This is a genomic window from Verrucomicrobiota bacterium, from assembly GCA_039192515.1.
In the GTDB taxonomy this organism is placed as follows: domain Bacteria; phylum Verrucomicrobiota; class Verrucomicrobiia; order Methylacidiphilales; family JBCCWR01; genus JBCCWR01.
This window is the reverse complement of the sequence record JBCCXA010000055.1, coordinates 1-14,835: the sequence shown is the minus strand read 5'-3', so window position 1 is coordinate 14,835 and position 14,835 is coordinate 1. Positions and strand designations below refer to the sequence as shown.

Genomic DNA, 14,835 nt, shown 5'->3' with positions numbered 1-14,835 from the left:
GGTATGTCTCTTGTTGGAAAAAAGAAAAAGCGCTCCTTTGCTGATATCCTCTAAAAGCACTTCTCGCACCAAGGCTTCCAAGCCGTTAAAACCCTTGCGCATATCACATGGATCAGGGCCAGTGTCAGGGGATCAAAGCCAAAACGATTTGTGCGGAGCACTATACCGCTTAGATCAGGGCCGGGGTCAGGGATCGATGTACAAGAAATACTGTTTGAATAAGAAAATACATACTAAGCATCGTGCGATTTCTATTCCGATTATTCTTAGAAGTTGATTAAATATAGCAAATGTTATAAAATCTAGTTAGTAGTATAACAAGAAGAGCGGCAGGAAATCCTGCCGCTCTATATACTACTACTAATATTTACTACAATATGTGAATTTACCTAACCCCGCCTGAGGGCGTGGGTATAGATAAAGCTTCTAAATTTTTGTCATCCGCATCCTGTTTGCATAATGTTTCGACCATTGACATGATGAAATTCACTTAAATTATATGTCTGACCTTAATAAGTCTGACGTTAAAAAGTGTATTCTTATTTTTATTTTATTTTTGTTACCTGCGATCATTTTTTATTTATTCGTATCCTGCCAAACAAAAACAAGAGAATATTGTCTGCAACATATGAACTGACGAAATATAAGCCTATCTTGGAGATTAATTAAAGATTATTTTTTCTTATTTTTATCATTACCTTCACTGTCGCTTTTTTTTCTTTTTTTGGAGCTCTTTTATAACATTTAAGCATTTCATGCATTAATATTATTCATTCAATGAATAAAGTCAAATTATATGCTTGTACCAATAATGCCAGATTTTACATCCGAGCGCAAGAAAGATTATTGAGAGACTGGAGGAAGCGGGAGCTGAGACTGGAAGCTTCCTTTTTCAGGGATCCTCATGGAAATCGAAGGGATACTTCATAAAGCCGAGATCTTGACAAGATCTTTAAGTGTTTATGGCATCATTCGAGTTCAAATAAAAAAAGTTTATTAGAGATGACAGAAGAGCTCAGAGAGTGATTTGATTTCTCATCTGACACGCAATAGTCGTCAGAGTTTAATTGCTTTTCTTTTTCTTATCCTTCTTTTTTCTCGTTTCCTTTTTCTCGTAAGTAGCGGGCAGGGTGCTACCCCACTTTTTAGCTTCTGTAGCTAAGCTGGAGAGAACTTCAGGGTATTGTTGAGATAAATCATTTTTCTCTCCGGGATCCTTAATGAGATCATAGAGTTGATCACCCGTTGATACTTGATGATATTTCCACTGACCTGAACGAATAGAAATACGAGACTTAGAATTGGATGTTTTCCAGTATAGATTGGTCTTACGATCTCTGGGACCTTTCAACCAGATATCGGAAATGTCTTCACCGTCCAAACCCTCCGGAAGACTTTTAATTCCAACTATACGAGACAAAGTAGGCAGCCAGTCGATAAATGACGTAACACTCTCAGTGTCGACTCTTCCGGCTTGAATCTTAGCTGGCCAGCGAATCATAAAGGGCACCCGCACGCCTCCTTCGAACTGATTTCCTTTGTAGCCTTTTAAGTGGCCCGTATAGCCAAGCATATGTTCGGCATAATCCCTTTTTCTATTTTCATTTTGTGGACCGTGGTCGCTGGAAAAGACCAAGATGGTATTCTTGGCAATCCCTGACTGTTCAAGGGTCTGCATAATGCGGCCCATGTTCTTGTCGATCCCATAGACATCGGCAACATACTGAGTCATGGAATCTTTGAGGTCAGGTTTCCAAGATTCGCTTCGGTCAAACCGTTCTTGGATTGTCTCAGAAAAATCAGATCGATTGAAGGGTATGTCACCCATTTCTTTCATGATTTCGGGATAGGTTCTGATAGGGTAATGGGTGCTGTGTCCCCAGACATTGGCATAGAAAGGCTTTCCTTCTTTAGCCATACGCTGGATGAATTCTATGGCTTTGTCAGTAAGCGGCTTATCCCGGGAAGGAGTGTTAAAGGCGTTTCGGTTATTACTTTCTGCAAAGATCTCGTCATAACCGTAAGTGCCTACTGATTCATCTGGTCCCATGTGCCATTTGCCAAAGTGTGCGGTTGTATAGCCGTGCTTACTCAAAAGACTTGTTATGGTTGCCCGATCCCCGTATCCAAAATCTGCTGGGTATTTCTGATATCTGGCAGAATGCCTACCTGTCATGATACCAGCACGGCTGGGCGCGCAAGTAACACCGGAAACATAATGCTGCATGAATACAGCACCTTGCTTAGCCAAGCTGTCCAAATGAGGTGTCTTGGCATAAGGATGGCCCATAAAGGCTAAATCCGCATAACCTAAATCATCTGATAAATAAAGAATGATGTTTGGTTTCTGTTCCTCGGTAGCGCGAAGCAGATGGGTAGATACTAGAGAAAAACAAAGTGAATAAAACAGGACCGCAAATAATTTCACCATAAATCATTAGCCTTCTTGCTGCTTTTTCTTCTTATTTTTCTTCTTATCTTTGCTTCCCTCTAGGGAATCTGACTGCTGACTCAATCTCTGGGCGATGGTTGGTGCGTCTTTATCGGGGTTGAAGCGAGGCTTGCTCGTGTCCGCATTATCATTTACTTTTGGCAAGTAGGCCCCTACCCGGTCAAGATATCCTTGAAGATCTGCCAGGAGTAATTGCGCCTTTTCAGGCATTTTAGAAGCCAAGTTGTCGGTTTCGCCTAAGTCTTCACTCAGATTAAATAGTTGGGGTTTATCCGGTATTTCATAAAACGTGTACAATTTGTAATCGCCTTTGATGACTGCGGAATGAGCCGTAGAATTTCTCAAGTGTGGGTAGTGAAAATAGACTGACCGGTCTTCAAATGAGGAACTATCTTGATTCCTAAAAAGGGGTAACAGACTCTTGCCATCTACCTGATCCCCTAGACTTGCCGGGTCACCGCCGGCCATTTCGTAGAACGTTGGCAAGAGATCATAATTCACAATATTGTGACTTGAGTAGGTAGCCCCTGGTATGTCTGGACCTGCGACGATGAATGGCACGCGTATGCCTGCTTCCCATAGCCACCATTTATCTCCGCGGAGAATACTATCCTTACCATTATATAAATCTTTGCCATTATCCGATGTAAAAACGACATAGGTGCGGTCGGTAATACCCAGCTTTTCAAGATGATCCAAAAGCATCCCCACCGAGGTATCGAGGTCTTTCACGGCTGCTCCATGGGTAGAAGCTTCCTTAAAATTTTTGCCCTCGCCTATAGCTGCGACCGCCTCGATTTTTTCAAACTCAGCCAAAGTGTTTTCTAGGGACATCTGTTTGTTATGTTCGACATAATGAGATAATTGGACATAAAACGGCTTGTTCGCTTTGTGCTGATTGGTGATGAACTCCATACCCTCTTTGGTCATACTAAAAATCCTCTTCGGATCATCTGGTTCTATACCGCTTGTAGGCTTGCCTTCCTCATTGGATGTCTCGCCATTATGTACATCATATCCGTGTAGACTTGGACCACCCCCATAAACATGCCATTTGCCTAAATGTGCTGTGGCGTAGCCTTGTTCCTGGAGCTTCTCCCCGATTGTCATGAATTTAGGATTCAGTGAGCCGAGAGGTGAAGGCTCCACCAAATACGCTGCTCTGTTTTTCCTCTTCACTTCATAGGTCACCTCGGAAGAGCTACTTTCGCCAAAATTACTATTCCCGCTGAATAAATGCCGAGCTGGTGAAAGACCTGTTTGAATACTGGTGCGTGAAGGGGCACACATACCGGCGGCGGCATAGGCGTTGGAAAACGTCATACCCTTTTGAGCCAACCTTTCGACATGAGGAGTAACTCGAAAGGCCGACGTGGAACGCGGATCGTTTTCTTTTTGTGGAACAGATGTTCCCCACCATGGCATATCATCTACCAGGATGAATATAATATTTGGTTTACTAGCCGCGTGAGAGAAATGTGGACTGATCCAGAAATACGCAGCAAAAAAAACAAGCTGCCACTTTGTCATCATAAAGATGTTGTTCATAAGTCCTATGCTTCATCTTTCTTGTTTTTCTTTTTCTTGACTCTTTCTTTATTGTAAGACTTGGGTAGTTCAGCAGACCAAGCATCCACTTTAGCCTGCAACTCTGCCGCCACCTCCGGCTCCTCCTTGGCTAGATTGCGACTCTCGGATGGATCTGCGCGCAGATCGTATAATGCGGGCTCTGTCCTCTTACCTCCCTCGTGGTATTTCCATTTGCCTTGGCGAATGGCAGCAGGACTGTTGACTGAGCTTGTTTTCCAGAAAAGAGGCGTTTTGCGTTCGCGCGTTTGGCCAAGCCAGATATCAGAAATGTCTTCTCCATCCATTTGTTCCGGAAGATCCTGGACCCCAGCAATAGAAGCAAGCGTAGGCATCCAGTCGATAAATGAAGTAATACTATCGCTGTCTACACGTCCCGCCTCTACTTTACCCGGCCAACGAATAATGAAAGGTACCCGGATACCGCCTTCCGTTTTATCATGCTTACCACCGCGAAAGACGCCCGCGTATCCTAGCATGTTCCCAGCCAATTCATCATCAGACTTATTTGTATTGATGGGAGCGGGGCCGTGGTCACTTGAGTAGACAAATAGAGTATTCTCACGAATGCCCACCTCATCGATGGCTTTGAGAACCTTCCCAACGTTGAAGTCTACCGAATAAACATCCCCCAGATAGTTGCGCATGGACACATCGACATCCGCTCCGATCTCCTTGCATAAGTCAAACTTATGATGAATTGTCTTCTCAAAGTCCTGCGGCTTCACTTTCACTTCAATGAATTTGCTGGCGAAATCTGGATTGGCTTGCACAGGATAATGGGTGCTATGTCCCCAGATATTGATGTAAAGAGGCTTCTTACCGGCGTGCTCTTTGATGTAATCAATGGCATGCTTTACCGGAGTGTAATCACGACCAAACTCTGTTTCCGCCTGTTTGTCCGTAAAAACATGATCAATTCCATAGATGCCGTGCGTTTCAGAACCTCGGGCGCTGATGTGCCATTTACCGAAGTGAGCGGTCTGATACCCTCGTTTCTTTAGCAGCTCGGTTATCGTCGTGCGTTCTCCGAATCCATGATAAGCGGGGTAATTTTCAAAGCGTGCGCAGTGAATGCCCGTCATCACCCCTGTTCGGCTCGGAGAGCATGTGACGCCGGTCACATAATGTTGTTCAAAGCGCGCACCTTCAGAGGCCAGCTTATCTAAAACAGGAGTCTTGGCGTAGGGATGCCCATAGCAAGCCAGGTCTGCATAGCCGAGATCATCGCTGAAATAGAAAATAATATTGGGCAAGCTTTCTGATTCTGCTTGAACTCTTTCAACCCATACGAGCCCTATGCTCAGCATCATCAAGATGATCTGGTAGATTATTTTTTTCATTATCCTCATGCTAAACGTTCCTATTCTCCCATGGCTTATCTTCAACTCTTATGCTCCTCTACGCTTGCCATCTGCGAAAAAGAATCCTTTAAGATAAGCCTATTTCTCGTCCTTTGCTAGGGGACGTTTTCCCTCAAAAGCTCCCCAGCTCAAGTATTGTTTATAATTTTTCAGGCTTTTGTAGACTTCAGGATCGTAATCTGGATTCACCATGGGAATACGAGCGTCCACTTTTTTCAAATAGGACATCATCTGGTCCAACATCTGACGGTGCTTTTCGGGAAACTCTTTGGCCACATTGGAAACTTCACCGGGATCGACCTGCAAGTCAAAAAGCATAGGAGTCTCCGGGGCATCATAGAAATGCATCAACTTGTACCGTCCCGCAATAATTGCGGAGTGGGGGATCTCTTCTCGATAATGAGGCAGGTGAAAATAAAGAGGACGGTTGATAAATTCTTTAGTGGGTTCTTTTCCTTTCATGTAATCTGCCAAACTGACTCCATCGACGTTTTCTAGACTCTTGGGATCACCACCTGCCCAGTCTAGAAAGGTGGGTAAAAAATCATAATTAATCACATTCTCCTTGAAAACCGAACCGGGTTTAATTCCGGGACCCATGGCTAACATGGGAACGCGGATTCCACCGTCCCAAGCCCACCATTTATGCCCATGCAAGGGTTGCGTCATCTCCTCCATGACTAGAAGCTCTTTATGGCGATAGCCGTTATCAGAGGCCAGCACAACATACGTATTGTCGCGGATACCCAGTTGATCCATTTTGTCGAACAATGCTCCAATGCGCCCGTCAAGATCCTCACCCATCCCGAACCAAACCGCAGGATCCCTTTTAGATGAGAACGACCCTTCTTTCATGCCATTTCTCTCGTAGTAGGCTTGGATTTCTGGAAGAGCAGCATACTTCTCACGCGTGGCAGGCAGACACTCGGAACCTGAATGCATGGCATAGTGAGATACCATCAGAAAGAAAGGTCGTTTCGCTCGAGCCTGTTCTTCCATGAAACCGATGGCTTTTTCCGTGATGCTAAACATCAGTTTGGGATCGGTCATATTGTCAGGAATCACCTTTTTTCCGCCACCTTTGCCCTTCCCTTGCTTTCCACCGCCGTCACCGCTCTCGTTTTTGAGCTTGGCGAGGGTGTTTCCGGGAGTGTTATCCGTATCGCCATCATGAAGCACATATCCTTTCTCACCGGGATCGCAGTACAGATGCCACTTGCCAATATGAGCACTAACATAGCCCTGGGGTTTTAAAACCTCTGGTATGGTCACGGCGTCCTCAGCTAAAGACTTCTCGGCGACATTTGGTACCAAAGGTAAGTTCGAATATTTTTTCCTCTTATCGTAGTATTCACCGCTCGTTTTACCTAGGACCAGCGTCAAGCCATTGTTGGGGTTGGACTGTCCTGTCTGAACACAAGCCCGCGCCGGAGCGCATTGTGGAGATCCATAAGCATTGGTAAATGTCATGCCCTGTGCAGCCATCTTTTCCAAGTTGGGCATCTGCAGAATGGGCATCTTTGAATTTTTCATCGATTCGTGCATGGCGACAGGAGTGCCACCCCAAGCCCAGTCATCGATGTATAAAAACACGATGTTGGGCTTATCCTGAGCGACCGCACCAGCGGTCATCAGACTCAAGCCCAGGATGATTCGTCTTAATTGATACAATAGATTCATACTTTTTCTTTTCTTCATGGAGAGCTTTTTCAAATGGATGGATGTAAACGATGCCGGATCGTATTTGCCATCTTCTGACTTCATCGGAGAATCCCTTGATTCAATCAATGCCATGCTCTGCTCGCTTTTAGCTAAATGTTCCCTACCCTACCCAGAACATAATGAAAATAGATATTTAAATTTTGTGAGACAATGCACCTGCCATATCAAAACCGCAGCATGCAATAGGATAAGTTTGTTCAGCATAGACACTGAATATAGCCTTAGCGTTTAAAGAATCGATTATTTTTTTCAACCTTGCTATCTGCTTGGTCCAATAAGTACATCAACGTGTATGGCCTCTTCCCCTGGATTGATCCCCTGAAACGGGCCCCGATCCAAGCGAAAAACGATTTGTGCGAAGGACCATGCTTGGACGAGAAGATGCATCCTGCCTGTATCATGTCTTCCCCTAGATTGATCCCCTGGCACCGGCCCCGATCTAAGCGGTATGGTGCTCCGCACGGTTCTATCGAGGCTTTCTCCGATCAAGTCGGAGGGTGACTTAGGAGGAGTCGGAGGGTGACAGCTCGCACACAATGTCTGTCTATGTCGAGAAAGCGCATATGGGAAGGTCGCCTCGAAGGAAGGGTTCCCAAGTAAAAGGCATGTCTTGGCATAGTCTTGTTGTGCGAATGTCTCCACAAGCAGGCATAGACCATGATCAGCTACTCTTTCCTCACAACGCAACGAGGAAGGTAAAGCTAGTTGTCAATAGCAAGGACTGACCCGAATGGCACTTAATTTAAAAATAGATTAGGAAAATACTGGACTCATTCGCTATTCGCGAATAGCGTATATAAATGATAGCAAAATCCTTAGATGTGTATGTTGCTCTCAAACTAACTTGCATAGATTCTTTTGAGAGCTATGCAGCCTTGGCTAGAGATCTGAAGATGAGTGTTTCAGAAGCACATGCATCCATCAAACGCTCTATTGACGGAGGCCTAGTTGATGCCTCATCCCTACAAGCAAACAAACAAGCTTTGTTTGAGTATTTGGTTCATGGAGTAAAATATGCCTTTCCAGCTAAAAGAGGTGAAATCACTAGAGGAATAGTTACAGCGCATGGAGTCTCACCTTTAAATCAAAAAATCGAAATTCAAGAAAATGAATTGTTACCGGTTTGGCCGCACTCTCATGGTAAATCAAAAGGCTATTCGATCGACCCTTTACACCCTTCAGCGCCATCAGCTATTTCAGAGGATACAAGTTTTTATGAAAGACTCTCATTAGTCGATGCAATCCGTGGTGGACGAGCTAGAGAAAGAAAACTTGCTGAGAACGAACTTCAAAAACAATTTAAGATCTAATCCATGATTCACATCGATTCTCTTTGCTTTGTTTCAAGAAAGCTTGATGCCTTAGGTATCAATTTTGCTTTTGTTGATGGAGGTATCATTGAACTTCTCGTAGATGAGCCTTCTTTGATAGACTTTCGCCCTACAATCGATGTTGATGTCATTGTTGAAGCTATCGGTCAATATGATTATTCCAGGTTAGAAGAAAAATTTAGGGAAGCGGGTTTTGAAAATGATACTCGCGAAGATGCTCCCATCTGTCGATGGATATTAGAAAATATCACAGTGGATATCATGCCCATCGAAGCAACGAATTTAGGCCTTAATTGCCGATGGTTTCCGGAAGCCTTAACAGAATCTATTACTGTAAAAGTTCAGAACTTAAATACAAAGCTTAAGGTAATTTCACAGCCTTACTTTATTGCTACCAAGGTTGAGGCTTTTAAGGATCGTGGCAATAAAGATTTCTATGCGAGTCATGACATTGAAGACTTAATCACACTTATCGATGGCTGCTCTTCAATTGTCTCACTCATTAAGCCTTCATCAAAACCATTGAAGACCTATCTTAGGAAAGAACTTTCCAAGTTTATGAATGATTCCAACTTTCAAGAAGCAATTGCTGGACATCTACCTCCTGACTCAGCTAGCCAACAAAGATTGCCCATCATCATTGAACGCATTAAAGGCATTATCATGGCTTAGGAGAGTGCCATTCAGGACTGACCCGCTCCACTTATTTTGATTCTCTATATTTTTAACGATGCCCAGTGGACGTCCCTCAAAATTTAAAAGATCTTCTTTTGGTACAAGGCTTTTTAAAATAAGAATTGAAAAAGGCCTTTCACAGCGACAGGTAGCTGAGAGCGTTGGAGTGTCTCAGCAAGCATACGCTGGATGGGAGAGAACCACCGTAGCTTTTAGACCAGAACAAATTGTCAATCTTGCTAAAAATTTTAAAATGACAATTGACGCTCTTCTAGGCGTCAAAAATGCTACTAAGTCTAAATAATAATCTATTTAACGATGAGTAATATTAAAAAAGCTTGGTTATGTGATGCATCCTGGGAAGTAGTCGAGGCTATAAATAAAGCTCTATGCGAAAATAAAAATGCTCTACACAAGCCAACAAGCGATGGGTATGAAAAAACTAAGGCGCTTTGGACTAGTAATCATCTCATAGAAACCAGTTTACTTGAGGCTGTAGAACTATGTCGGAAATGCCCTAAGTTAGCTCCATTTTGTTATTATAATGGGAATACATTTGTTGCTATTATCAGACAAGTCATAGAAGACTTGCACCAGATTTCTCCGGACCAATTAAATACTCTCCGTTCAGTATCTGGTCATATTGTTGCAGGAACTGCAAATTTTGATGAAGAAAAACTTCTAAGGGATATGTTAAATAATTTAAGTTTCTAGGACTAGCGGCTTTTCGGCTTTGAATTATTGAAGTTTGATTTAATTCGCTCTTGAATTGAAGTGCCCTCACTCTTCATATAGCTCTGCCCTGTTTTAGAATAGAGTGGTTCAGCTTTAAATCGATCTTGTATTCTTAGTCCGATTTTAGCTGCACCTTGAAGGAATTTTTTCTCTGATTCTGTCACTAATATAACTGTAATACACATATACATCATTAACAAGGGATCTTTAGAATAATGTAAGATGGTTTAATTTTCCCTTTGGCAACCCTCGCAAAGAAAAGGCCGCTAAAGGAAAATGCGCGATGCGTCATGATTGGGTTGATCCCCATAATGTGGCTCAGTCTGCTCGTATAAAATTGAATTTATCCCAAGAAAAATTTGCAAGCCTTCTAGGGGTTAGCGTTGCCACGCTACGTAATTGGGAACAGGGCAGACGGAAGCAGGCATAGATCATGATCAGCTACTCTTTCCTCCCATGGCAACGGGAAGGATAAAGCTAGTTGTCAATAACAAGGACTGACCCCTCCAGGAAGGATAACGAAGGGAGTGGTGAGTGGCGCAAAAAATCAATCAAAGGTTTCTTCAACCGGCTGTTCGATTTGTTGATTGACAATTTCGCCGGTGAAGCGATCGATGGCCACTTGGACAATCATGTGTTTCTGTCCTGTGACAAAGAAGTCCTCTAAATTGCGGCTGGCATTGGTGAAGTTTCCACTTTGAGCAATGACATCGATCAATAAGTGCCAGGTTCGGGCATTATGAATATCGGTGAGGCCGGAGAGTAAGGCATCGCGCTGCACCTTTAATTCGCGGTTTCTGAAGGAAGGGAGCGACTGTATCATTTTGGCGATGTCTACCGAGTTGGTGAGGAGGTTGATGGGATTATCCCGAGGTCCGAGGTAATCCTCTATTTCATTGACCAACTGCTCGGCTTGTTCGCCCGTGATGGTGGCTTCCACATCTTCCTCCTCCATGGGAGAGACGTCTGTATTGGCTACCACAGCTTCGAGCACTTCGCGGGGCACATTGTTGAGGTTGACCATGTCCGCCCGCACACTGCCCTCATTTAAACTAAAGAGTTCCAGTAAGGCGGAATCGGCAGCAGCTTCCTCCGGTTCTACATTTTCCTCATGATTCAAAAGATTGAGAGTCTTCCAAGGTAAATCACGGCCTGCATAACTCATTTCCGCAATGGAGGTAAAGGGCCGGTTCAGGACAATGGGTCGGTTTTCAATTTCACCATCGGAATAGTTAAATGTGGCATTAGGATTGTCCGCCACTCTTATCTGCTCGGTATCGCCCCGGTCACTGTAAGATTGTCCATCACTTGGTTTGTTGGAGCCTAATATCTTATGATCAAAGTGATGCCCACGACTCCAAGAATAGGAACCTTGATTACTGCTATCGAAGCCCGAAAAAACACTTTCTGCACCTCCGCGATCTATCAGGCTAAGCAATACATTATCATCAAAGTTTAGACCTAGCTCCCTTGTTGGATCAGAGGTGCCGACATGCGCCAAACCAAAGCGGGTTACCCGGGGGTCAGGAAAAAAGGAGTATAATCTAGCGATACCATTTTTACTGAACTCTTGTTGATCGTTATTGTTGTAGTTCAACTCCTTAGATACTCTGGGTATGTAGGAGCTAAGCTCACCTTCTATTACAGAGATGGTTTGCACGGGTAGCCAACTTCCTTCCACGCGCTTTTCCAGTTGAATGTGGTATTGCCCAGAGTCTATGAAAAATCTATAGTCTTTAAAATTTTTGACAACACTAGCTGCGTTACTATCTGGATCACCTGGCACTTGATAATTATCCAGGACATATTTCCCTTTATAAAAACCAAAGACGTCTGCACCGCTCTCGGTATAATGGTCATCATTTCCGCCCAGTTCATCCGCATAATTCGTTGCATCACTCGCTTTTAATAATCTGGGTTCGGCAAAGTCGCCAGCATCCGCGGTAAAAGAAATAAAATCGCTAACGGGGCTACCAGAACCCTCTCCAGGATTACTTGCCTCACTGTTTCGAACATGCGCGGTTACTATGCCAGAACCATTGGATCCCTGTGGTATGCCATGCCATAGTTCTATCTCACCTGCTCCCGAATCAATACGCTCTTGCTTAAATGAGGCCTCTTGAAATAGACCATGAAATCCCAATCGATATTCCCCGGCTTCCGACTGAGCCGCGTTGCGGTGGGGATTCCACATATTCAAAGTCCAATGAAGAGTGACTGAGCTCTGAGCTGGAAGCTGAAAATCTGCTGTTCCGTCTGAATCCTGATCGAGATTAGGAAATGCAGCCTCATCATAATTAATGTCATCATTAATACGAATTGTTGTGTGGTGCCCCAAAGCAAACAAATAGGGGATATTTTCGATTCCGGCCAGGTCATGGTCAATAATAGCACTTGCTTGCCCAAAGGGATCATCTGGAACCCCACCCCCACCGCCATCAATAGGGTTGCGAGCGATTACTGTGGGGTCGTCATCGGCATCCCACTGATCAATGATATTCAAGCCAATCTGCCAGATATGCCGGGAGAGCTGGCGGGCATTGGAATCGGTATCCAAAAAAGACTGAAGATGTCTAAATGCATTCGTAGATCTATCATTGTTAGAAGAATCCGCATTTTTTTCTAAAAGTTGATTGTCATCGTAAGCAGTTTGCCCGAGGGAGTCGGGCCAGATGCCCGCTTGAAGGACTTCGAAGAAGTTGGGTTCGCGTCCCTCGTTGGCAATTTCAGCAAAGGTGAGAAGTCTCTGGCGGCTTGTTTCACCCTCTTGGTCTGCAGAAAAGCCACTTCCTTGTTTGACATTCTCTTCATCATAACGCCACTTCAGCCCCTCCGGTTCCAGACCAAAGTATGCTTCGATTTTATTCAAGCGCTCTTCTTCGGTCATGGTCTGACTGAGGTCACTATCCGGATTGAAAAGGGCAATCATGGATAGAGGAAAACGCGTTTTCATGAGCGGTTCGCCGATGCGCGCTTGGGTGCCATCCCGTCGGGTGAAGGACTGAGTAACGGTGACGTCGTAGGGTGAGGCATGCATCTCTCTTGGACTGGCCTCCGGCTCTTCCAGAGGTTGCCAGTTGGGCGCGTTGACAGCACCGCTAAAAGTATTGACATGGGTGAGGAATTCCTCGGGATTTCCTGCAGTGAACTGGTTGCGCGCCGTATCCGAATACGCGTAATAGATGAGATCGGTGCGATCCAGAAACCGGTTGGTTTGGAAACCTTCGGCCACCGGAGGTTCCACCATGAAGCCGAAACGTTGGCCGTATTGTTCAATGTATTGATCATAATCGCCGGCCTCGGTGTCATATTTCCAATTAAAAATGCTTAAAGGGTCCGAGGAATCCCCCGCATAGCCGGGCAGCGGGTTATTATATAAATCCAGCCAGGCCAGACTGCCTTTGCGCTCTGCCCGGGCCACTTCCTCCGGTCTCAGATTTCCGGGAGTGCCTGCGACATTGATGTTGATGAGCCCGGAGGTGTCATAAATCCGGTAGGCGTAGCGACCGACCACGTAATCATAGTTGAGCTTTTGGTCTTGCATGTTTTCGGAAAGACTTTTGCTGAAGTTGCCCGGCTTGGTGGGGCCATTGCGGTCCATGTAAATCCAGTCGGGAAATCCATCCGCCAATGTTTGCAGATTTTGTTCCTCGGTAAGCAGTCGGGGAGCGTTCCAACCTTCCTCGGTGATGCGTCGGTTGTTGAGGGAGGGAGTATCGCTGCTCACGGAGCTGGCCATGGTGGGATTGCCTCCTTCAAAGAAATTCTGGTTGCTGCGGCTGGTTCTTAGAAGGGTTAAAATATCGGATTGCAGCATGCTTTGCGCATGAGTATCCCGTTCCGGGAAATAGTCCTCATCCTCCTCAGGAAGATAAAGGGAAACAGAGGAGGAGTCGCCCGAGGCACTGGTGATTTCCGACTTTTGTTCCATTTCATGGAGCATGTTGGCCAGAATGGTGTTGGTGGCATCATGCGCCAGATTTTCCACCACCAGGGTTTTGGAGTAGCTATTGGTCGCCGCCAAGTCGGTCCGAGCCATGGAAACAAAGGCCACCAACATAATCGTAGCCAAGGCCAACATAAATAAGACGCCAATGAGGGCGATTCCTTGAGATCTTCTGGTCGTGGATGACCAGATTCCTAGTCGTTTATTCCATCGTTTTTTCATCATATGAACCCTTTTGATAGTCGCTAAGCATTAATAATCGCAACTGCTATTTTACTATTGATTGGCCATCTTTCAAGTACATTCCACCCGCCAACATCCTAGTCCTGTTATGAGAAAAAGCAAGTGATGGGGTGTCGAAAGCAATTGCCGTGTCTCACTAATAACTAGGCTGGCCTCTTACAGACCCTCTCAACGTCTATGTAAGCTCACCTATATTATTAACCGTATCCCTAATAACCAAATCAAAGTATTGATCAAAACATGAATCACCTTTTTCATTTAAAAATAATTCAGCAACACCGAATCTGTTTAATTCAACACGAAGCAATTTTGATTTTTGTGAGTTAACAAAGTTATCGAAGTCATCATCACTTGAGAAAGAACCTATTGGAGGTATTAACCACACAGCATTCTCCTCTTTGTAATATAATTCTTCAAGGGCTGCATAACTACGATTTTTGTTAAGAAATATTTCAAGCCATTCAAGAAATTCTTTCTTTGGCTCAATTATCAAAGCTGAATATCTATCACTGCTAATGCTCATTTGATAACCTCATTTTTGCAGTGAAGGTCTTTCCATAGTCCTTCCTATTACAGCCGTACCATATCTAAAATAATTTGGGATAGCTAAGCACTCCTTGAACTCAACTATAGATTTAATGACGAAAACATCGACAACAAAACCGAACTCACCAATTCTTTCCAAGTTCCAAGAGCTATCTATTAACCCAAGTGCGAGTGTATTAGACTCAAACTTTATTAAATCATTCTCTAACCATCTTGGAAGGTTAGGTTCAATTG

13 protein-coding genes and 1 pseudogene are annotated in these 14,835 nt (G+C 44.4%); 6 read left to right on the top strand and 8 right to left on the bottom strand.

What is annotated here, in order from left to right; translation table 11 throughout:
* From tnpB to AAGA18_14945, 5 genes are all read right to left on the bottom strand, one after another.
* Positions 1–102: IS66 family insertion sequence element accessory protein TnpB (gene tnpB, locus AAGA18_14965; protein ID MEM9446641.1), on the bottom strand; the 102-nt coding region annotated here is incomplete at its 3' end.
* 961 nt (positions 103–1,063) lie between these two features.
* The gene (locus tag AAGA18_14960) at positions 1,064–2,431 is read right to left on the bottom strand and encodes a sulfatase-like hydrolase/transferase (GenBank protein MEM9446640.1); all 1,368 of its coding nucleotides are present in this window, start codon (positions 2,429–2,431) and stop codon (positions 1,064–1,066) included.
* A gap of 6 nt (positions 2,432–2,437) precedes the next feature.
* The gene (locus AAGA18_14955; GenBank protein ID MEM9446639.1) at positions 2,438–4,000 is read right to left on the bottom strand and encodes a sulfatase; all 1,563 of its coding nucleotides are present in this window, start codon (positions 3,998–4,000) and stop codon (positions 2,438–2,440) included.
* 5 nt (positions 4,001–4,005) lie between these two features.
* Positions 4,006–5,382 carry a sulfatase-like hydrolase/transferase gene (locus AAGA18_14950; GenBank protein ID MEM9446638.1) on the bottom strand — a complete coding sequence of 459 codons (1,377 nt, stop codon included), beginning with the start codon at positions 5,380–5,382 and terminating at the stop codon, positions 4,006–4,008.
* Positions 5,383–5,481: 99 nt separating this feature from the next.
* On the bottom strand, positions 5,482–7,167 hold the full coding sequence (locus AAGA18_14945; protein MEM9446637.1) for a sulfatase-like hydrolase/transferase: 1,686 nt from the start codon (positions 7,165–7,167) through the stop codon (positions 5,482–5,484).
* A gap of 758 nt (positions 7,168–7,925) precedes the next feature.
* On the opposite strand from AAGA18_14945, the gene AAGA18_14940 reads away from it, so the two are divergent.
* The 5 genes and pseudogenes from AAGA18_14940 (at position 7,926) to AAGA18_14920 (ending at position 10,284) form a co-directional block, all read left to right on the top strand.
* On the top strand, positions 7,926–8,435 hold the full coding sequence (locus AAGA18_14940; protein MEM9446636.1) for a hypothetical protein: 510 nt from the start codon (positions 7,926–7,928) through the stop codon (positions 8,433–8,435).
* A 3-nt stretch (positions 8,436–8,438) separates the two neighbouring features.
* The gene (locus AAGA18_14935) at positions 8,439–9,128 is read left to right on the top strand and encodes a hypothetical protein (protein ID MEM9446635.1); all 690 of its coding nucleotides are present in this window, start codon (positions 8,439–8,441) and stop codon (positions 9,126–9,128) included.
* 58 nt (positions 9,129–9,186) lie between these two features.
* Positions 9,187–9,435, top strand: a complete 249-nt coding sequence (locus AAGA18_14930; GenBank protein MEM9446634.1) for a helix-turn-helix transcriptional regulator — start codon at positions 9,187–9,189, stop codon at positions 9,433–9,435.
* A 14-nt stretch (positions 9,436–9,449) separates the two neighbouring features.
* A complete protein-coding gene (locus AAGA18_14925) occupies positions 9,450–9,845 on the top strand; it encodes a hypothetical protein (GenBank protein MEM9446633.1) in 396 nt (131 codons plus the stop codon).
* 346 nt (positions 9,846–10,191) lie between these two features.
* Positions 10,192–10,284 (top strand): annotated as a pseudogene (locus tag AAGA18_14920) (helix-turn-helix domain-containing protein).
* A 129-nt stretch (positions 10,285–10,413) separates the two neighbouring features.
* Here AAGA18_14920 and AAGA18_14915 read toward each other — a convergent pair.
* On the bottom strand, positions 10,414–13,605 hold the full coding sequence (locus tag AAGA18_14915; protein ID MEM9446632.1) for a hypothetical protein: 3,192 nt from the start codon (positions 13,603–13,605) through the stop codon (positions 10,414–10,416).
* Positions 13,606–13,692: 87 nt separating this feature from the next.
* Between AAGA18_14915 and AAGA18_14910 the strand changes: the two genes are divergently transcribed.
* A complete protein-coding gene (locus tag AAGA18_14910) occupies positions 13,693–13,953 on the top strand; it encodes a hypothetical protein (protein MEM9446631.1) in 261 nt (86 codons plus the stop codon).
* A 277-nt stretch (positions 13,954–14,230) separates the two neighbouring features.
* Here AAGA18_14910 and AAGA18_14905 read toward each other — a convergent pair whose 3' ends face one another.
* Positions 14,231–14,578: a hypothetical protein gene (locus AAGA18_14905; protein ID MEM9446630.1), complete on the bottom strand. Its 348-nt coding sequence runs from the start codon at positions 14,576–14,578 to the stop codon at positions 14,231–14,233.
* A 9-nt stretch (positions 14,579–14,587) separates the two neighbouring features.
* Positions 14,588–14,835: hypothetical protein (locus AAGA18_14900; GenBank protein MEM9446629.1), on the bottom strand; the 248-nt coding region annotated here is incomplete at its 5' end.

Coding starts and splice junctions, on each gene's coding strand:
- AAGA18_14960 (MEM9446640.1), bottom strand. CDS start 2,431: ATGGTGAAATTATTTGCGGTCCTGTTTTATTCACTTTGTTTTTCTCTA.
- AAGA18_14955 (MEM9446639.1), bottom strand. CDS start 4,000: ATGAACAACATCTTTATGATGACAAAGTGGCAGCTTGTTTTTTTTGCT.
- AAGA18_14950 (MEM9446638.1), bottom strand. CDS start 5,382: ATGAAAAAAATAATCTACCAGATCATCTTGATGATGCTGAGCATAGGG.
- AAGA18_14945 (MEM9446637.1), bottom strand. CDS start 7,167: ATGAAGTCAGAAGATGGCAAATACGATCCGGCATCGTTTACATCCATC.
- AAGA18_14940 (MEM9446636.1), top strand. CDS start 7,926: ATGATAGCAAAATCCTTAGATGTGTATGTTGCTCTCAAACTAACTTGC.
- AAGA18_14935 (MEM9446635.1), top strand. CDS start 8,439: ATGATTCACATCGATTCTCTTTGCTTTGTTTCAAGAAAGCTTGATGCC.
- AAGA18_14930 (MEM9446634.1), top strand. CDS start 9,187: ATGCCCAGTGGACGTCCCTCAAAATTTAAAAGATCTTCTTTTGGTACA.
- AAGA18_14925 (MEM9446633.1), top strand. CDS start 9,450: ATGAGTAATATTAAAAAAGCTTGGTTATGTGATGCATCCTGGGAAGTA.
- AAGA18_14915 (MEM9446632.1), bottom strand. CDS start 13,605: ATGGCCAGCTCCGTGAGCAGCGATACTCCCTCCCTCAACAACCGACGC.
- AAGA18_14910 (MEM9446631.1), top strand. CDS start 13,693: ATGAGTATCCCGTTCCGGGAAATAGTCCTCATCCTCCTCAGGAAGATA.
- AAGA18_14905 (MEM9446630.1), bottom strand. CDS start 14,578: ATGAGCATTAGCAGTGATAGATATTCAGCTTTGATAATTGAGCCAAAG.